This window comes from Clostridium sp. LS3, from assembly GCF_055330225.1.
The window spans coordinates 645235-665643 of sequence record NZ_CM143921.1; the positions used below are offsets into that span (position 1 = coordinate 645235).

General features: G+C 25.3%; 20 protein-coding genes. 18 read left to right on the forward strand and 2 right to left on the reverse strand.

Annotated features, from left to right (window positions below):
• Positions 1-61 precede the first annotated feature (61 nt).
• Positions 62-706: a fructose-6-phosphate aldolase gene (gene fsa, locus ACZJV1_RS03070; protein WP_411169793.1), complete on the forward strand. Its 645-nt coding sequence runs from the start codon at positions 62-64 to the stop codon at positions 704-706.
• 71 nt (positions 707-777) lie between these two features.
• Here fsa and ACZJV1_RS03075 read toward each other — a convergent pair whose 3' ends face one another.
• A complete protein-coding gene (locus ACZJV1_RS03075) occupies positions 778-1620 on the reverse strand; it encodes a Cof-type HAD-IIB family hydrolase (RefSeq protein WP_463651380.1) in 843 nt (280 codons plus the stop codon).
• A 187-nt stretch (positions 1621-1807) separates the two neighbouring features.
• Here ACZJV1_RS03075 and ACZJV1_RS03080 point away from each other — a divergent pair, with 187 nt between their 5' ends.
• A complete protein-coding gene (locus tag ACZJV1_RS03080) occupies positions 1808-2362 on the forward strand; it encodes a sigma-70 family RNA polymerase sigma factor (protein ID WP_463651381.1) in 555 nt (184 codons plus the stop codon).
• 134 nt (positions 2363-2496) lie between these two features.
• Here the strand turns inward: ACZJV1_RS03080 and ACZJV1_RS03085 are convergent, their stop codons facing one another.
• A complete protein-coding gene (locus tag ACZJV1_RS03085; RefSeq protein WP_463651382.1) occupies positions 2497-3069 on the reverse strand; it encodes a sigma-70 family RNA polymerase sigma factor in 573 nt (190 codons plus the stop codon).
• A gap of 344 nt (positions 3070-3413) precedes the next feature.
• Between ACZJV1_RS03085 and ACZJV1_RS03090 the strand changes: the two genes are divergently transcribed.
• From ACZJV1_RS03090 to galE, 16 genes are all read left to right on the forward strand, one after another.
• Positions 3414-4133 (forward strand): CpsB/CapC family capsule biosynthesis tyrosine phosphatase, encoded by a 720-nt coding sequence (locus ACZJV1_RS03090; protein WP_463651383.1) that lies wholly within the window; start codon positions 3414-3416, stop codon positions 4131-4133.
• Between the two features lie 755 nt (positions 4134-4888).
• Positions 4889-5563 carry a YveK family protein gene (locus tag ACZJV1_RS03095; protein ID WP_463651384.1) on the forward strand — a complete coding sequence of 225 codons (675 nt, stop codon included), beginning with the start codon at positions 4889-4891 and terminating at the stop codon, positions 5561-5563.
• A gap of 9 nt (positions 5564-5572) precedes the next feature.
• Entirely contained in the window at positions 5573-6226 is a 654-nt protein-coding gene (locus ACZJV1_RS03100; protein WP_463651385.1) for a CpsD/CapB family tyrosine-protein kinase, read from the forward strand.
• Positions 6227-6248: 22 nt separating this feature from the next.
• Positions 6249-7022, forward strand: a complete 774-nt coding sequence (locus ACZJV1_RS03105) for a tyrosine-protein phosphatase (protein WP_463651386.1) — start codon at positions 6249-6251, stop codon at positions 7020-7022.
• 46 nt (positions 7023-7068) lie between these two features.
• Entirely contained in the window at positions 7069-7728 is a 660-nt protein-coding gene (locus ACZJV1_RS03110) for a sugar transferase (RefSeq protein WP_463651387.1), read from the forward strand.
• Between the two features lie 18 nt (positions 7729-7746).
• Positions 7747-8793 (forward strand): mannose-1-phosphate guanylyltransferase, encoded by a 1047-nt coding sequence (locus tag ACZJV1_RS03115; protein WP_463651388.1) that lies wholly within the window; start codon positions 7747-7749, stop codon positions 8791-8793.
• 28 nt (positions 8794-8821) lie between these two features.
• A complete protein-coding gene (locus ACZJV1_RS03120; protein ID WP_463651389.1) occupies positions 8822-10078 on the forward strand; it encodes a glycosyltransferase family 4 protein in 1257 nt (418 codons plus the stop codon).
• A gap of 30 nt (positions 10079-10108) precedes the next feature.
• Complete coding sequence (locus tag ACZJV1_RS03125) at positions 10109-11170, forward strand: glycosyltransferase (protein ID WP_463651390.1); 1062 nt, start codon at positions 10109-10111, stop codon at positions 11168-11170.
• 1 nt (position 11171) lies between these two features.
• Complete coding sequence (locus tag ACZJV1_RS03130; protein ID WP_463651391.1) at positions 11172-12329, forward strand: glycosyltransferase; 1158 nt, start codon at positions 11172-11174, stop codon at positions 12327-12329.
• A gap of 7 nt (positions 12330-12336) precedes the next feature.
• The gene (locus tag ACZJV1_RS03135) at positions 12337-13488 is read left to right on the forward strand and encodes a polysaccharide pyruvyl transferase family protein (protein WP_463651392.1); all 1152 of its coding nucleotides are present in this window, start codon (positions 12337-12339) and stop codon (positions 13486-13488) included.
• A gap of 1 nt (position 13489) precedes the next feature.
• Positions 13490-14605: a glycosyltransferase family 4 protein gene (locus ACZJV1_RS03140; RefSeq protein WP_463651393.1), complete on the forward strand. Its 1116-nt coding sequence runs from the start codon at positions 13490-13492 to the stop codon at positions 14603-14605.
• Between the two features lie 16 nt (positions 14606-14621).
• Positions 14622-15869 (forward strand): hypothetical protein, encoded by a 1248-nt coding sequence (locus ACZJV1_RS03145; RefSeq protein ID WP_463651394.1) that lies wholly within the window; start codon positions 14622-14624, stop codon positions 15867-15869.
• A gap of 18 nt (positions 15870-15887) precedes the next feature.
• Positions 15888-16436 carry an acyltransferase gene (locus ACZJV1_RS03150; protein WP_463651395.1) on the forward strand — a complete coding sequence of 183 codons (549 nt, stop codon included), beginning with the start codon at positions 15888-15890 and terminating at the stop codon, positions 16434-16436.
• A 10-nt stretch (positions 16437-16446) separates the two neighbouring features.
• Complete coding sequence (murJ, locus tag ACZJV1_RS03155) at positions 16447-17997, forward strand: murein biosynthesis integral membrane protein MurJ (protein WP_463651396.1); 1551 nt, start codon at positions 16447-16449, stop codon at positions 17995-17997.
• Positions 17997-18803, forward strand: coding sequence for a LicD family protein (locus tag ACZJV1_RS03160; RefSeq protein ID WP_463651397.1), 807 nt, complete (start codon positions 17997-17999; stop codon positions 18801-18803). Before murJ ends, ACZJV1_RS03160 begins: the two co-directional genes overlap by 1 nt.
• 558 nt (positions 18804-19361) lie before the next feature.
• Entirely contained in the window at positions 19362-20357 is a 996-nt protein-coding gene (galE, locus tag ACZJV1_RS03165; RefSeq protein WP_463651398.1) for a UDP-glucose 4-epimerase GalE, read from the forward strand.
• Positions 20358-20409 lie beyond the last annotated feature (52 nt).

Consider the following 20409-nt stretch of genomic DNA (forward strand, 5'->3'; position numbering starts at 1 on the left):
TAGAGCATAAGATAATTAATCTACAAAATAAAAATGGCAAAGCCTTAGGAGGAGTTAATATATGAAAATTTTTATAGATACAGCTAATGTTGACGAAATAAGAAAAGCAAGCAAGCTAGGAGTGCTAGCAGGAGTTACAACTAATCCATCTTTAATAGCAAAGGAGGGAAGAGATCTAAAAGAAGTAATAGAGGAAATATGTGAAATAGTAGATGGCCCTATAAGTGGAGAAGTTATATCTTTAGAGCATGAAGCTATGATTAAAGAAGGAAGAGAATTATCAAAACTTCATAAAAACATAGTAATAAAAATTCCTATGTGTGAAGAAGGATTAAAAGCAGTTAGTGTTTTATCAAAAGAAGGAATAAAAACAAATGTAACATTAATATTCTCTCCACTACAAGCTTTACTTGCAGCAAGAGCAGGTGCATCTTATGTAAGCCCATTCTTAGGTAGATTAGATGATATAGGAAACCCAGGAATAAATATAGTTAAAGAAATAGCAGAAATGTTTAAAATACATAATATAAATACAGAAATAATATCTGCTAGTGTAAGAAATCCAATGCATGTTTTAGAATGTGCATTAGCAGGATCACATATAGCAACAATTCCATACAATGTAATAGTTCAAATGACAAAACATACATTAACAGACATAGGAATAGAAAAATTCTTAAAAGACTACGAAAATATGAATAAATAAAAAGTGTAGGCTATATCACTTAGAGATGATATAGCCTTTTTGAAATTTTATGTAAATTTATCTAATGTCCCTTACTGTCCTAAAACAAACTTTTCAATGGCTTTAGCAACGCCATCATTCTCATTAGTATCAGTTACAAAATCTGCTATATCCTTAACCATTTGAAGTCCATTTCCCATTGCAACTCCAAGTCCAGCAAACTTAAGCATTGAAATATCATTTTCAGAGTCACCTATGCACATAATTTCTTCACTTGGTATATGAAGAGAATCAGCTAAGTAAGCAACAGCATTTCCCTTAGAAGCATTTCCGATCATTATTTCAAAATTATTTGTACCAGAGCTAACTATGTGAAGCTTATCCTTGTAAATTGACTTAAGCTCTTCCTTAGCTCTCCAAAGCTTTTCCTTATTCTCATCTTCGACGATTATTACCTTGAGAAGGTTACCTTCAAATTCATTTATAGCAGATATAAAATCCTCATTTACTATAAAATTAACCTTTTTTCCTTCTGGTAAATCCTTATTCATAGTTTTATAAGCATGGCCTTCAGGGATTTCAGCATCTCTAATAAAAGTATTCCAACTATTAGAGTTAGCAGTTAAATCATGCTTTTTAATAATTTTATAAATGTCGATTAACATATCTTTAGGGATAGGACATTCAAGTATGGGATCATCTTCATACTTATTTTTAATATAAGCACCATTAGAAGCTATAACAGGGGTATCAATTCCAAGTAAATCAGAGTAATATCTTGCAGAGCAAAAAAGTCTTCCAGTAGTAACAGCTATATTAATACCCATTTTTTTAGCTTTTTTTAGGGCATTCTTATTTTTTTCACTTACTTCATGTTTACTATTAAGTAAAGTACCATCCATATCTATGCAAATTAGTTTAATATTTTGCTTCATATATAAAATCCTCCTAGTAAAAATATAAGTTTAAAAAACTCTTTATCACTAGTATAATCTAAAATTCAAAAAAATAAAAATTTTATTAGAATAGAGCATTCTGTCATAAATTGCGATAATAATATGTGGAACAACGAACGTGTGTTTGATATAATTTAATTGTAATAAATTTGAGGGAGATGAATTTATGAATCAATTAATCAAAAAAGCTAAACAAGGGGATAAAAAAGCAATGGAAGAAATACTAAATAGTTTTGAGCCATTAGTTTATAAAACTTCAATTAGCTACTATATATACGGCTGCGATACAGAAGATATTAAACAAATAACAAGGCTTACAATAATTAAATTAGTAGATAAGTTTAACATTGACTTAAGTGAATCCTTTCCGGCTTATGTACAAAAGGGAATAAGAAACCAAATGTATAAAGAAATAGAAAAGGCTACTAAAAAATATTATGACAATAAATTGAACAAAGAAATAGTCTCCTCAATAGATATAAAAGAAATAGTAGATAAAAATACTAATATAACTGAAGATTATATAAAAAAAGAATTGAGAGAAAGTCTATATAATCTTATAGAAAAGCTAAACTCCAGTGAAAAGGCTTTACTTAACTCACTATATGTAAAAGGAATAACCTTAAAAGATTACTCAAAAAGTCAAAATATAGAGTACCATAAAATGAGATACATTAAGGATAAAATAATAGAAAAATTAAGAAAGGAAGTAGTTATTTAAAGTATAATTTTTTAAATTTTTATGAAAGTATAAAAGTTTAAAGTTTTTAAAATGTGATCACAAGTGTGGAGAGTAATTTTATGGTGACTTGGAGCGAAGCGACGGAACAAAGAAAATTACTCTCCTCACTTGTGTTAGTACACATTAAGAGTTATACTTTTTAATTTATGAAGAGCTCTCTTTTTTAAGCAACTACAATAATAATAATCTTTATCCTTTAAAATACTGTACTTAGAAAGGTTTGGTTTTTTATTAGATATATAAAGAAATTCAATTAACTCCCTTTCCTCAGGATCTAAATAATCTAAAGCTAAATATAGCCTTTCATATAAAATATCATTAAGCACACCTTCTTCAAGGTTAATGTCTGTATCTATTATACTGTACCCTAATTCACAACCCTCATCAGTAGTTTTATTTAAACTAAATTCATCATTATATTTAATTTCTCGTCTGCAAATATATCTAAAACCATTTTTAATTGACCAAAGAGCATAAGAAGGAAAACTGCTAGCCTTTTTAGATAAATCAAATTTATTTATAGCATTAAGTAAATTTACAACACCAATTTGAATAAGATCATCAAAAGATTTGTTCTTAAGATAAATTCCTTTAGCTTCTTTTATTATTAATGGATAATACATTTTTATTATTTCTTCCTTTGCAAAAGAATCCTGATTTTTTGCTTTCTTTAATAAATCCTCCATAAAATTCTTCTCTCCTTTAATATAAAAACTTATTTCATTAAATAAATATCTTAAAAAAATATGTTTTGAGAAAAAAATTTAAAAAAATATTTAGTTAAAATAATACAAAAAATTGGAAGTTTACCCCAAATACATTAATCTAGTTATAAACCATATTAAATAAGGGAATAAAAATAATTAAATACATACAAACAAAGTGTATATTAACTAAAGTTGAACCAATATATAACATTAAATATATAAATTTACTATTAACCTGTCTAAAGCTGTAGAAATAAAATTGTGGTTTAAAGAAAATTTTAAATCTATAATTAAAATATGATAGATGGGAGCGGGGGGATAAAATGTTATTTGCAAATTTAATTTTTAAGGATTTAGTCATACGGGGAGAATTTAAATCAACATATTTACTTAAAAAGATAGATGAAGCAATTAAGTGTAATATAAAAAGATTAGTTTTAGCACCAGCATATTATGATATAGAAAGTAAAACTAGTATAGATGAAGTTAGTCATATTGTAGAAGAGTTAAATACTTACTTAAAAGCTAAAAATATAGACTTAACATTATATTCAGCTAATTTATTAAGAGATAACTATGAAAATGTAAAAGATTATATAAGCGGTGATGCAGGAAGCATAAATAATAGTAAATATATTTTACTTGATGTTGAGGAATCTAATAAAATAGATGAGCTTTTAGAAATAGTTTTTGAGTATAGATTGCGTAATTTAGTACCTATAATAGTTAGTCCGGAAAAAATAGAAGAAATAATAGAAGATAACAAAAAGATAGAAAAACTTTTAGAAGAAAATTGTCTTTTTCAACTAGACCCAGGAAGTTTGCAGGGGATTTATGGGAAAAAGGTTCAAAAGGCAGCAAAGGTTTTAATAAAAAAAGATGTATATCAATTTGTTGGATTTGAAGAAAAAATAGAAAAAGAATTTATAGATAAACAAATAATAGATTTAAGTAAAAAAAGTTTATTTGTTTTAAAACCAGAAGGTTCAGGAACTAGAAAACTTTTAAAAGATTCTAAAAAGAAAAAAGGTTGGATTTTTTAAATAGGGGTTAGATTTTTTAATAAGATATTCAGTAAAGGTCTGAATATCTTATTTTTATGCAATAAAATAGATAAGATTTAAAAAACTATAGAAGTAATGTATATTCATCTATAAAATGTATATTTATCAAAAAAATATTATATTATTAGAAAAACATTTTGCGATACGACAAAAAAATACATTTAATAAAAATCAATTAAATAAAATTAAAAACTAAATTTAAGTATGGTGAATTATAGGTAATATTTTTACAATTAAAAGAGTTCACAAGCAAGGAAAATACACGATTTTGCATAAAAAATACGCGGAATTTTAATTTTTATCAACAAATTATATAATTTTATTAAATAAAAATTCATAAAAAATTTAATAAAAGTGATATTAAAAAACTATATTAATGTCGAAAGGTTTAAATTATCTAAATATGTAGATAATTTTTGATGAAGAAATGATAACAAAATAGTGTATTTATGGTATAATTTTATATTGTTGAATAAGTTTATAGATAAAAAATAAATTTAACATGACTAATTATGTTTAAAAAATGTATAATTATAAAAAATAATATTAAATTAAAAAAACAAACAAAATATATATTTAATTAAGCAATATAAATCGAATTTGAATAGAAAATTAAATAATAGTAAATTTTCAATTTAATTTAAGTGTTAAAACGTGTAAAAAAATAGGATTTAATGTTATAATAAGCCTATAATGTAATTTTGTAATGTAATTATGGTTTAGGAGGAATTTAATTGGAAGAACAAGTAATAAGATTAGACGAATTATTTGAAGCCTTAAAAAAGAGATGGTTAATGATATTTACAATTACAATAATAGCTACAGTAATAGTAGCTGCGTTAAATTTTTTTGTAATAAAACCTAAATACGAGGCCTCTACAAAAGTATTTGTAGGTAAAGATGGAGAAAATCAAGCTTATAATCAAAATGATGTTATGATGTATCAAAAGCTTATGAAAACATACTCTGAAGCAATAAAAACTAAAGATTTAGTTTCAAGAAGTATAGATAAGACAAGCTTTAACTTAAAGCCAGAAGGAGTTTTAGCAAATTTAACTGTAGTACCAGTTGCAGATACACAAATACTACAAATTAAATATAGAAGCACTAACCCTCAAGAAGCAAAAGAAGTTATAAGCGAAATAACAGATGAATTTATAAAAACATCTAAAGATTTAGTTCCAAATGGAAATATAAAAATAATAGAAGAAGTTCAGTTCCCAGAAAAACCAGTAAGCCCAAATAAAAAGCTTAATATAGCAATAGCATTTTTACTTGGATTAATGGTAAGTGTAGGGTTAGCCTTCTTATTAGAATTCTTAGATAATACTTTTAAAACTAAAGAACAATTAGAAAGAGAGTTAGATATTCCAGTAATTGGAACGGTACCTAACGTTAAGGAGCTTTAGGAGGATAATATGTTTATAGTAGAAAAAGAACCAAAATCTATAGCGGCAGAAACCTATAGAACTTTAAGAACAAATATACAATACTCATCCTTTGATAAAGAATATAGAGTGATAATGGTTACAAGCTCAGAGCCAGGTGAAGGAAAGTCAACTACTTCAGGAAACCTTGCTTTATGCTTAGCTCAAGGAGATAAAAAGGTTATATTAGTAGATTGTGATTTAAGAAAACCTTCAATACATAAGAAATTTAGAATTTCAAACATAGTAGGTTTATCAGATGTAATTATAGGAAAAGAAGATTTAGTTACAGCTATGCATAGATACAATAAAAATTTAGTAATTTTAACTTCAGGAAAAATACCACCAAATCCATCAGAAATGCTTTCATCAAAATCAATGACTAATTTAATAGAAAATCTTAAAGAAAACTTTGATTATATAATTTTAGATACACCACCAGTACAAGCTGTTACAGATTCACAAATTCTATCAACAAAGGCAGATGGAACAATTTTAGTAGTAAGAGCAGAAAAAACAAAAAAAGATTCAGTTCAAAATGCAATTGGTCTTTTAAAAAAAGTAAATGCAAATATTATTGGAACAGTATTAAATGGAGTAGATAACTCAAGAAATAAATACTATTACTATTACGGAGAAAAATAAATATTATAAAGGCAGGTTAAATATGGTAGATTTACATTCTCATTTAATTTGGGAAATTGATGATGGATCTAAATCTAGGGAAATGACCTTAAATATGTTAAAAAAGGCAATTGAGGGAGGGACTACAAAGATAGTTTCTACCCCACACTTCCTGCCTGGATATTACGAGGCTCCCCTAGAGGAAGTAAAGAAAAGAATAGAAGATGTAAGAAGCTTAGCTAAAGAAGAGGATTTAAATATTGATATATATTGTGGACAAGAAGTATATTACTCATCAAGCTTATTAGAAAATTATTACAATGGATATATAGGAACCATAAACGAGTCAAGATATATGTTAATTGAATTTAATATGAGAGACTTTTCTATTAAAGAGGCAGTTGAGAATATATATGAGTTACAACTTAAAGGAATAGTACCGGTTATAGCCCATCCAGAAAGATATCAAAAATTTATAAAAAATCCTTCTTTAATAAATGAGTTTATAAAAGAGGGATTTCTTTTTCAGGTAAATATGGGAAGCATAACTGGAGACTTTGGTAAAGACGTTAAAAAAACAGTTGATTTGTTTTTGAAAAATAAGATTTATAGCTTTATAGGCTCTGATGCTCATAGGGATACAAAAAGAAATACAGATATGAGAAGTGGAACTGAAGCTATAAAGAATTTAGATAAAGATTACTTTAATTACTTAAAATCTTCAGGAGAAAAGCTTATAGAAAATCAAGAAGTTAAATTTAAAGGAAGCTTAATAAAAGAGAAAAAAGGACTTTTTGGGATGTTTAGTAGAGGTTAATTAAACAAATTTTATATATTAGGTGTAAAGGGGTTGAGAATGTAAAATGGAAAGAATTCAAATTCAAAATGAAGAAATAATTGAAATAGAAAAAAAAGAAAGTGCTTTGTATGAAGTGTTAAAAAGATTTATGGATATTATAGCTTCATTTTTAGGGCTTATTATTTTAAGTCCAGTGCTATTAATTGTGGCTATTTTAATAAAACTAGAATCTAAAGGCAAAGCTATATTTTCACAAAAACGCATAGGATTAAATGGAAAAGAATTTAAAATGTATAAGTTTCGTTCAATGGTAGAAAATGCAGAAGAGCTAAAAGCAAAGCTAGATAAAGAAAACGAAATGTCTGGGCCTATGTTCAAGATGAAAAATGATCCTAGAGTTACTAAAGTAGGCAAGTTTATAAGGAGAACAAGTATAGATGAACTTCCACAATTAATAAATGTATTAAAAGGAGAAATGAGTTTGGTAGGACCTAGGCCAAGCCTTCCAAAGGAAGTAGAAAAATTTGAACCATGGATGCTAAAAAGATTAAGCGTAAAACCAGGTTTAACATGTTACTGGCAAGTTTCAGGAAGAAACAATATAGATTTTTATAATTGGATGAAGCTTGATTTACAGTATGTAAATGATAGAAGTTTTTTATTAGATATAAAATTAATATTAAAAACAGTAAGTGTGTTGTTCGGAGATAATAATGCTTATTAAGGAGAGGGGGATGATATTATGCTATGCGCTTTAATAATGGCAGGCGGAAAAGGAACAAGATTTTGGCCTTTATCAACTGAAGAAAAACCAAAGCAATTTTTGAGTTTAATAGGCGAAGAAACTATGATTCAAATGACTGTAAATAGAATTAGACCTATTATACCAATAGAAAGAATATTTGTATGTACTGGTGAAATGTATGTTGATTTAGTTAAAGAGCAGCTTCCAGAAATACCAGAAAAAAATATAATAGTTGAAGCAGAAGGAAGAAATACAACACCGTGTATAGCTTTATCTGCAATGGTTATAGAAAGATATTATAAAAGTGCTAACATGGTTGTTTTACCTTCAGATCATTTAATAGTAGATGAAGAAGAGTTTAGGAGTACCCTTTTAGCAGCTGATAACTTTATAAAAGATAATGAAAATGCAATAGTAACTTTAGGGATGAATCCAAATAGAGCAGAAACAGGATATGGTTATATAAAATGTGGAAAAAAATCATTAAAACCTAATGATTTTAGAGTTATAAAGGTTGAAGCTTTTGTAGAAAAGCCAGATAAAGAAACAGCAAAAAGATATTTAAGAGAAGGGAATTATCTTTGGAATGGTGGAATGTTTGTATGGAGTACACAAAATATAATAAATCAAATTAAAATGTACTCTAATAATACATATGAAGCGCTTCATTTAATAAAAGATGTTAATGAAGAAGAATTACAAAATTTAATAAATGAAAATTATAATAAGACAGAGGCTATATCAATAGATTATGCAGTTTTAGAAAAATCTAATGATGTATATGTTATACCAAGTAACTTTGGATGGGATGATGTAGGAAGTTGGGAAGCTTTAGATAGGTATAGAGAAAAAGATGATTATGGAAATGTCTTAGTTGGACAAACTAAAGCAGTTATGGGAGAAAACAATTTAATTATATCTTCTAATCATAGTGTAGTAGTTGAAGGCTTAAGTGATATATATGTTATTGAAAATGATGGAAAGATATTAGTTGGATGTAAATCTAATGTAGCTAATGTTAAGGAATTAAAGAATATTATTTAATATATAAGTATATTTTAGGAGAATGAAAGTGAAGAAAATATTGTTTGTTACTACAAGATTAATTTATCCGGTCAATGATGGTAGAAAAGTTGTATTGTTTAACTACTGCAAGGGATTGGCAGAACAACATAATTGCGAAGTTAGATTATTTTCTTTAATTGATGAAGATGAAAAAGGAATAGAGCAACCTAGTTTTATAAATAAGGTTTATTATGCTAAACTTCCTAGTAAAATTGAAAAGATTAAAAATTTATTAATTAAATCAATATTATTACATAAATGGCCATTACAAGTATCATTATATTATTCAAAACAATCTAAAAAGCAATTAGAAAGGGTTATTGAAGAGTATAAGCCTGATATTGTTATTTCAGATATGGCAAGGACTGCTGAATATTTAAATGATTTAGATGAATTGAAGTATAATAAAATTTTAGATATGGATGATATATTATCTAAAAGGTATGATAGACAATCTAAAAGTGGAATATTAAGTAATAGTGCTATAGGAGCATACTCTAAAAAATTACCTAGTTTTATAAATGATATTTTGGATAATGGAAGCATTATGAAGTTTATTCTTAATAAAGAAGCAAAGCTATTATCAAAGTATGAAGTTGAAGTATCAAAATATTACAGAAGTATAGTTTTTGTATCTCCAATTGAAGCACAAGAATTTAATAAGACTCTTGGAAAAGATAAATGCATAGATATTACTATAGGTGTAGATTATGAATATTTTTCTGAAAAAGTTGTAGAGAAAAAGAAAAATAATTATATTGTATTTTTAGGTAATATGTATGTTGCACATAATAAAGATTCGGTTAATTCATTTATATCAAATGTTTTTCCAAAAATATTAAAAGAAAATCCAAACTGTGTTTTCAGAATAGTAGGAAGATGTTCAGAAGAGTATAAGAATGAACTTAACCAATATACCAATATAGAAGTTACAGGTGAAGTTGATGATATAAGAGAATATGTTCAAGAATGTACAGTTGCTATAGCGCCACTAATATATGGTTCAGGAATAAAAACAAAAATTTTAGAAACCATGGCTATGGGTATTCCTGTAATTACTAATGATATTGGAATCGAAGGAATTGATGCAATAGACAATAAGGAAATTTTAATCTGTAATAATGATGAAGAATTTAAAGAAAAAATAGAAGAACTTTTAAAAGATTACAATTTAAGAGAGTATGTATCAAATGAAGCTCAAAAGTTAATATTAAATAAGCATAAATGGGAAAATATACTTAAAAGATTTAATTCTATACTATAGAGAAAAATTAAGTAAAACAAGGAGATTATAATGAGTAAAAAAGTTTTGTTGCTGACAGATCAACTACGTGTAGGTGGAGCAGAGACTTATTTTTTTAAGATAGAAAATAATTTGAAGTGTGAATCTGTGGAGTTAATTACTGCTGCTGAAGATGGAGAGTATAGAGACAAAGTTGTTAATGATGATAGATTCATTTTTTTAAGTAAAAACCCAATAAAAAATATATTTAAAATCATTAAAATAGTAAGAAAAGAAAATGTAGATATAATTCACGCTAATTCTTTGAGATTAAGTATGATGTCTATTCCTGCGAAATTTCTAAATAAAAAAAAGATAAAATTACTATATACGAAACATAATCTTACATATTTGGAACAGATTCATAATAAAATATTTGTTAGTTATGTTAATATTTTTATAGATAATTTATTAACAGTTTGTAATTTTGAAAAGAATAGGATGATTAAAAAAGGAATAAAAGCAGATAAAATAAGGGTAGTTTCAAACAGCACAGACATTGAACAATACAAATTTGATTCTCATTATATAAATGATAAAGAGGATTTACTTAAAATAGCAATATTAGCTAGGCTATCTGAAGTTAAAAATCATGTATTTTTCTTAGATATAATTGAATCATTGCAAAATTCAAGTTTAGTTAAATTTAAAGCATATATTGCGGGTGATGGTGAATTAAAAGATGATATTCAAAAAGAAATAAATAAAAGAAAGTTAAATATAGAAATGTTAGGAAATATATCAAAACCATATGAATTTTTAAAGTGTATTGATGTATCTATAATTGTATCACATAGAGAAATATTCCCAATGAGTGTTATAGAGGCACTAAGTGTTGGAACATTAGTTGTATCTATTGATGTAGGTGGAGTTAGTGATATTGTTATTAATAATAGAACAGGTTATTTAATAGATGAGTACAATTGTAAAGATTTTGTACAGACAATTGAATGTATTTATTACGATAAATCAAAAAATAAAGAAATCATACTTAATGCAAGAAAATTGGTAGAGAATAAATATTCTCTAAATAAAATGTTAGAAGATTTAGAAAAAATATATTTGGAGGAATAAAATGAAGAAAGTTTTAATAATAACTCCTTATTGTCCATATCCAGCATATAAATCAGGGGGAATACATGCATTATTAAACATAGTAAAAGAGAATGTTAAGTATGGAAATGAAATTGATTTGATATATTATGATGAAAAAGACAGTAATGCTGAAGTTGAGTTAGAAAAATATTTTAAAAATATAACTTATATAGATTTAAGAAAAAAAGAGAAACTACTTAGAATAAAAAGTATTATAAAAAAAATTCCTTATGGTATTTACCAGTATAATGAAAATCTGATAGAAATAATAAATAAATACGATGAAATCATTTTTGATCAACCATTAAGTATGAATATAGTTAATAGAGTACAAGCTGAGAAAAAAGTATTAATGGCATATGATAGTATGAGTTTATATTTTAGAAGAAAATCTGAAATGAATAATAAAAATATTATACAAAAACTATACAATGTAATTCAAAGTAATTTATACAAAAAAATTCAGAGGAAGCAATATGAAAATTTCACCAAAATTTATTTTGTATCTAAAAATGATGCTAAATATGAAAAAAATCAATTACCAACACTAAAAAATAAAATAGATTATATAAATTTAGGAGTTAATTATAATAAATTTAATAGTAGGAAGTATCATATTAAAAGCGAGAAAAATATAATCTTTACAGGGATTATGGACTATGCACCTAATAAAGACGCAGCCATGTATTTTGCAAAAAATATAATGCCTAAAATTTTAAAGACAAATAGTGATGCTAAATTTATTATTGTAGGTAAAAATCCTGATAAAGATATATATAGCTTAGCTAACTCTAATATAATAGTAACTGGATTTGTAGAAGATATTGTTGAATATATTGCTAACGCTAATGTTTATGTGTCACCTTTAAGATATGGTACAGGAATGAAAAATAAAATTTTAGAGGCTATGAGTTGTGAAAAAGCTATAGTAGCATCAGAAGTAAGTATAGAGGGAATAGATTATTTAGAAGATGGTAGAAATATATACATTGCAAGGTCTCAACAGGAGTGGGTAGACAAAGTAAATGAATTATTAAGCAATAAAGAGATTAATTGCAAGTTTGGTAGAGAATGTAGAGAAATAATTTTAAATAATTTTAGTTGGGATAAAGCATATAAAAAAATTTTTAATGAATGAGGTAAAAATGAAAAAAAGTGTTTTAATATATGGATGGTTTGGCCATGAAAACTTAGGAGACGAATTAATATTAAAAAGCATAATTAATAGTGTTAAAAAGGTGAATGTAGATTTAGAAATTAATGTGATGGGTTCTAAGCCTAAGAATATAGAGAAATATCATGATAATATTGAAATAGTATCTACTAATATAGATTTAAGATTTAAGTCTATACTTAGAACATTAAAGTACAATCCTTTCAAAGTAGTAAAAAATTTGTTTTTTAATGATTATTTAATAATAGGAAGTGGTGGAGCACTATCTGATTGGAATTCAAATTCTACAGTATCATTATTTTTCATGATTAATTTATTTAAAAAAGTATTGAAAAGGCCTGTTATTATGATGGGAGCCGGAGCTGGTCCTATACTTAGAGAGGAATCTAAAGAAAGATTTAAAAATATTCTTCAACAGGTAGATTATATATGTTTAAGAGATAAGGAATCATATGACCTATTAAAAAGTATAGGTCTAGAAAATATACATTTAACTAACGATGTAGTGTATGATTTAAGAGATGATAAAATATTTAAAGGAAAGAAAATTCAAGATGATAGTAATTATGTAGCAATAGTAATAGCACCATTGTTATTAAATAAAGAATATATGAAAGAAAACTATAAAAATGAGATGATAAATTATATTTGTAGTTTGAAAAAAAATAATATAAATTGCAAATTGATTCCTTTCCAATATGAATATGATGTTGATTTCTTTAGAGAAATACAAGATAAAACAGGAATAGATATATATATAGATGGTTCTAAAAATATGTGGGGAATATTGGAAGAATTAAAGAACTACGATCTAATTGTAGGTATGAGATTTCATTCAGTAGTAATATCTATATTATTAAACATACCCGTATTACCTATAATATATCATAGTAAAGTATATAGTTGTGCTAAAGATTTTAAATTAGAAGATGTTGCACAATCAATTGGCGATGGAGAAAATTGGAAAGATAGTGCAATAGATAGTAAGAAAATGTTATCAGATACTTTAATGATTCTTAATAATAAGATTGAAGAAAGTAGAAAATTGAAGGAAATATTAAATAATAATATAAAAGATGAAAATATTAAAATTCTTAGTAGATTTATCAATGTAGGAGAGTAAAATGAATATATTATTTGTTTCTGAACTATCTAATTTAGGAGGTGGTGAGACAAGCCTTTTAAATTTAATGTTAGAATTTAAAAATTCACACAAAGATATAAATCAAACATTGTTATGTTTTAGTGAAGGAAAGCTAACAGAAGAAGTTATAGAAAATGAAATTGAAACTATTATATATGATATAAATAGTAATATTAATAAAGGTAAGTTTATCAATATAATAAGTACACTTAAAAATATAATAAAAAGTAAGAACATTGATGTTGTACAAACAAACGAATGGAAAACAGCAGTAATATTCAGTCTTATAAATAAAATATTTTTTTTAAATTGTAAAGCTATATGGGTTTGTCATGGGCAGTGGTATAAATTTAACTTTTTAAAAAGAAGTTTAATAAATTTTTTCATTAATAAAATTATTTCAGTTTCTAGAAATGTAAAAGATAATTTAATAAAAAATAATGTTAAATCTAAAATAATAACACAGATCCCATTAGGAATAGATATAGAAAAATATAATGATGGTGATGAAAATAAAATAAGAAAAGAACTTAATATAAGTAATAATGAAAAGATATTTGCTGTAATAGGAAGATTTCAGGAAATAAAAGGTCAAAAGTTAGTGATAGAATCTGTAAATTTATTAAAAAAACAAGGTGTGAAATGTAAAATATTATTTGTGGGAGACTCTATTTTTAATAATGCTTCAGATGATTTATATAAAACAGAATGTCTAGATTTAATAAATAGATATAGCATTGAGCAATATTTTTATTTCCTAGGGGTAAGAAGGGATATAAATGATATATTAAAGGGAATAGATGCATTAATAGTTCCATCAATAAACGAATCATTTGGAATGGTTGTTATTGAAGCTTATGCTTCAAATTGTATTGTAATTTCAACTCCTTGTGATGGACCAAAAGAGATAATTAAAGACGAATACGATAGTTATGTTTTAAAAGAAAGAAGTCCACAATGCTTAGCTAGAAAATTATTGAGAATTATAAATAATAATGGAGAAACAAAAAATATTAAGCTGAATCAAAAAAATGCAATATCAAGATATTCAATAAAAAATATTTGTGTTGCCTATCGAGAAATATACAATATTTAAATATAGCGAGGTAGTTATGAAGTTAAGTAATACGATAAATAAAAATAGTTCATTAATTAATTATGCATTTATTACGTTCTCTTTTTTATTAATCTTTGAAATACTATTAAGAGCAATAATACCAGGCAGTGATAATCTAATAAATGTTTTGAAGTTAGTATTCTCTTTAGGGTTTATTATGTATATTTTTATAGATAGAAAAAAATTAAATTTGCAATATAAATATATTTCTTTAATTTTTATTACGTTTTTCATAATTACATTAATTAAGGTATTAAAAGATGGATCTTTGGATTATTTTATTAAGTGGATAGTTACTAATAACAACATGAACTATTTTATGTGGTATGTGTATTTTGTAATATTAATTCAATTAAAAGAAAAAATAAAGTATGATAAAACAGTTAAAATGTTAAGGGTTTTCAATTATATTATAATTTTAATAACTATAATTTTATTTTTAACTAACAATTATTTAGGAATGGTATCTTACGAAAATATGTTAGCTTATGCTTGGATAGGTACGAATAAGATGCGTATTATGTCTATTTTTGGAAATCCAAATCATGCTGGATTATATTTTGCAATAATGCTATTTATTTTAGATTATTCACGAGTAAAAAATAAAAAAAGTATAATTTGTTTTGAAAATATTATTATATTATTAATGAATTTTTTAACTTTCTCAAGAACAAGTATATTAATAAGTATAATATACATATTTATTAGAGGAAAGTTAGTAGGATACAATAAGAAATCAAATATATTTAAATTAATTATTAATAGATATAAAATTCTGATTATTAGTAGTGTTTCTATATTAATATTAAGTATATTAGTAAATAAGTATGGTGTATATTTTTTTAATTTAAATTATTTATTCTCTAGTTCAAGATGGGAAAAATGGATAATAGGCATAAAATATGCAATAACATATCCTTTTATTGGTACACCATTTGATAAAGAAGTTGTTGGGGTATCCTCATCATTTAGTGAATTGAAATTTTCTGATAATATGTTTATTGAGATTGCATCTAGATTTGGACTTATACTAAGTTGTTTAGTTATAATATATATTGCATATCTAATATATAAGGCTTTTAAAAATAAGGATTATAATGCAATTAATAAACTTCAAACCTTTATAATCTCTAGTTTTTTATCAGGAACAATACATTTCTCAGTACCTGTATTTTTATTTATATATTATGTTATTGTATGTAATGAGAGTTCAGATTATTTAAATAAAAACATTCAAAGTTAATAAATATGAGGTATACTAATGAGTTATTTAAAAGAAAAAATTAAAAATTTAATTTTAAAATTAAGAATTAGATTAAAATGTAAAAATTCAACTTTGATTATTGGAGAAAATAATTTTATTTCTAGAAAAGCAAAAATAATAATGGAAGATAATTCGAGTTTAATAATTGGTAATAATTGCTATATATCAGATAATGTAAGGATTATAGTTCATAAAAACTCTAAACTAATTCTTGAAAATAGTGTATATGTATCAATAAATTCTATAATTACTAGTAATAGTGAAATAGTAATAGGAGAAGACACATCAATTGCACATAATGTTACAATTATTGATACAAATAAAAATTATAAGGATAAGAACACCTTAATAAAAAAGCAAGGAGTTACAGTTAAATCAATACATATAGGGAAGGACTGTTGGATTGCTACAGGTGCTATTATTTTGCCAGGAGTGTCATTAGGAAAACATTGTGTGGTAGGTGCTAATTCCGTAGTGAATAAATGTTTTCAAGATGGAAGTATAATTGCTGGAATTCCAGCAAAAGTAGTAAGAATAGTAAATTGAGGATATAAAAATGAGAAATAACGTTTTAAAAACAGCATCTGTAATGATAATTTTTAATTTGTTTTCTAAAGTTTTAGGGTTTTTAAGAGACTATTTTACAGCAATAAAATTTGGAACTACATTAGAGGCAGATGCTTACTTAATGGCATCTAATATACCCAATGTAATATTTGTAATAATAGGAGTTGCTATTACAACTACGTTAATTCCAGTATATAATGATGTAAAATTAAATAGAAGCAAAGAAGAGTTAAAAAAATTTATATCAAATGTAATAACTATATTATTAATTTTTAGTGTAATTTTAACTATTATGTGTGAAATATTTACACCACAGTTAGTTAATATAATGGCACCGGGATTTGTAGGAGAAAAATTTCAATTAACAGTATTATTGACTAGGATACTAGCTAGTGTTATTTTACTTAACACTATTATTTATATTTTTACAGCTATATTACAATGTGAAAATAATTTTTTATTACCAGCAAGTATTGGAATACCTTATAATATACTTTTGATAGCATATTTTGTATTTTTTAGCGATAAGTATGGAGTAATAGGAATTTCCATAGTAGTATCTATTGCATTGGTTATACAAATTTTAATATTAATGTATGGTTTGAAAAAAATAAAATTTGAATATAGTATTTATTTAAATTTTAGAGATAATAATATAAAAAAAATATTAAAATTATTAATTCCAGTTTGTATTGGAACTGGAATGACTCAAATTAATGGAATATTTAATGGAATTTTTGCCTCTTCGCTTAATGGTGGTAGTGTAGCAGCAATAAACTATGCTTTAAAGCTAAATGCATTAATTATAGATATAATAATTGTATCTATAACAACAGTAATTTATCAAAATATTACTAAAGTTGCAGCTAGCAAAGAGAGAAATGATATAGCTAATGAGACTAATAAAAGTTTAGTTACAATGTTCATAGTATTAACTCCTATTGTGATTATAGCTTCAGTGAATTGTAAATACATAGTTAAAATTCTTTTTCAAAGAGGAGCATTTAATATAAATAGTACAATTATGACTTCTCAAGCTTTTTACTATTATTCTTTAGGTTTATTTGCAATAGCAATAAATAATATTTTATCAAGGGTATGTTACGCAATACAAGATACTAAAACACCAATGATAAATACATTTTTTGCAGTTATTATTAATATAGTAGCCTCTTTCATATTAAAAGAGAAATTAGGTGTAGGCGGTATAGCTTTAGCATCAACAATAGGAAGTGTAATTTCAGTAATTATATTATATTTCAATGTAAGAAAAAATATACCTAATTGCATATCAAGAAAAACAGTAATAATTATATTTAAATTATTTCTAGGATGTATTCCATTGATAATAACATCTATTTTCTTCCAAAAGTACTACTTTGATATTAATTCTAATAATGCGATAATAGAATTAATTAAACTTGTAGGCATGGTATTAATTGGAGGAATATTGTATTTAACAACAATATTTTTATTAAAAGTAAAGGAAATTTCATTAATATTTGACATTGTATTTAAAAATAAGAAAGGTGGAAATTAGTGAATATTAAAAATGTCCAAAAGGAATTACTAAATATTTTAAAAGATGTAACAAAAGTATGTGATGAAAATAATATTGAATATTGGTTGGATGCAGGAACATTACTTGGAGCTGTTAGGCATAAGGGATTTATTCCATGGGATGATGATATAGATATAGCTATGGATAGAAAAAATTATAATAAGTTCTTAAAGATTGCATCAGATAAATTACCTGAAAAATACTTTATACAAACACCATACACGGATAAAGAATATAAAACTCCTCATGTTCCATGCAAAATAAGGAATACAGAAACTATTATATTAGAAGATAACTATGATAAAGAAGTTAATGAAAAAGGTTTATATATAGATATTTTCCCATTTGATTATTTTAGCGAAAATAATATCAAGAGAAGTATTATGAGTTTTCCTAAGGTACTAGTTTCTTTAAAGATGTTATCTGCTTCAAAAATAAAGAAACCAATTTTAAAGTCAAAAAATATTAAAAAAAATATTATAAAAATTATTTCACGTATATTTAAATTGTGGCCTCAAAAATTAAATTTATTTATATGCAGAAGATTTTATAAAAAGGTATTAAATCCGGATAAAATTGTATCTTATGGAATAGATACTTGTTATTTTACTAAATTTAAATATAATGATATATTTCCTCTTAAGAAAATAGTTTTTAACGATATAGAATTTTACGCACCAAGAAATTGTGAGAAGTATTTAAAAGTAAGTTATGGAGATTATATGGAGATTCCATCGCTAGATGAGAGACAAAATCATATTTCATATTTCAAATATAAAAAGTAGTAATAGTTTGACATTAATTGAATTAATTATCTATATTTTATCAATAAAATAGAAGTAATTTATTGATTATCAAAGGAATAAGGGAAAACTGCCTTAGTAAAATAAGAGAAATTACATAAGTAATGCGTAAATTTAATTATGATAAGAAACTTAATTAAATTTATATTAAAAAGGTATTTAAGAAAAAATATATATTAATACATACCTTATAACAATTAATTACTATATTACTGATTTTTTACCATTAGGGTATGTTATTATAATAACTTAAGTAGTAAATTAATAAAAAATTATATGTGTAAGAGACTAACACATTGATATAGAAACTTTATGATTAAAGATAAATTAAGGTAGTCATATACTGATAGTTAAAAACTTAAAACGGAATGTATGTGAATAAATTTATTGTTATATTTTTAGATATAGATTATATAAAACACTCCATAAATTAATAGGCTCCAATCCAAGGCATTTCACAAGACTCCCAGGAGCAAATAAGTTTAGAATATTAAATAATATTCTAATGTGAATATTCATCAGAAGGGATGTGTAAATATTATGAACATATTAGTAACTGGCGGGACTGGATATATAGGATCACACACTTGTGTCTCACTTCTTGAATCAGGGCACACAGTCTTTGTTGCAGATAATCTTTGTAATAGTAAAGCTGAGACTATAGATAAAATAAAACAAATAACCAATAAAGAAGTTACTTTTTACAATATGGATATAACCAATGAAGAAGTATTGGAAAGCATTTTTGCCAAGCGTAAAATAGATGGCGTTATTCACTTTGCTGGTCTTAAGTCAGTAGGAGAATCAGTAAAAGAGCCACTAGTTTATTATTACAACAATTTAGTAAGTACTATGGTTCTTTGCAAGCTTTGTAGGAAGTATAATGTTAACAAATTTATATTCAGTTCATCAGCGACGGTATATGGAGATAATACTGTACCATTTGTAGAAACTATGAATACTTTACCTACTACAAATCCTTATGGTGAAACTAAAGCCATGAGTGAGAGGATTTTAACTGATTTAGTTAAAGAGAATCCAAACTTCTCAGTGGTACTTTTAAGATATTTTAATCCGGTAGGAGCACATGAGAGCGGATTAATTGGAGAATCGCCTAATGGAATTCCTAATAATCTAATGCCTTATGTTACGCAAGTGGCAAAAGGAAAGTTAGAAAGATTGAGAATTTTTGGAAATGACTATCCAACGGTGGATGGAACAGGAGTTAGGGATTATATTCATATAATGGATCTTGCTGAGGGGCATTTGCTAGCTCTTAATAATATGAAGAAAGGTGTACATGTTTATAATCTAGGAACAGGTAAAGGAACTTCGGTATTACAATTAATTAAAGCATTTGAATTAGCAAGTGGTATTAAAGTTCCCTATGAAATAGTAGATAGAAGACAGGGAGATACAGCTTCTTGTTATGCCGATGTAAGTAAAGCCGAAAAAGAACTAGGGTGGGTAGCTAAACGTTCTATAGTTGACATGTGCAGAGATTCTTGGAGATTTCAAAGAGGATGCCAAGATTAAGAGACTATATAGAAAAATAAGTGTGACATATTGACAATTAAAATAAAATATC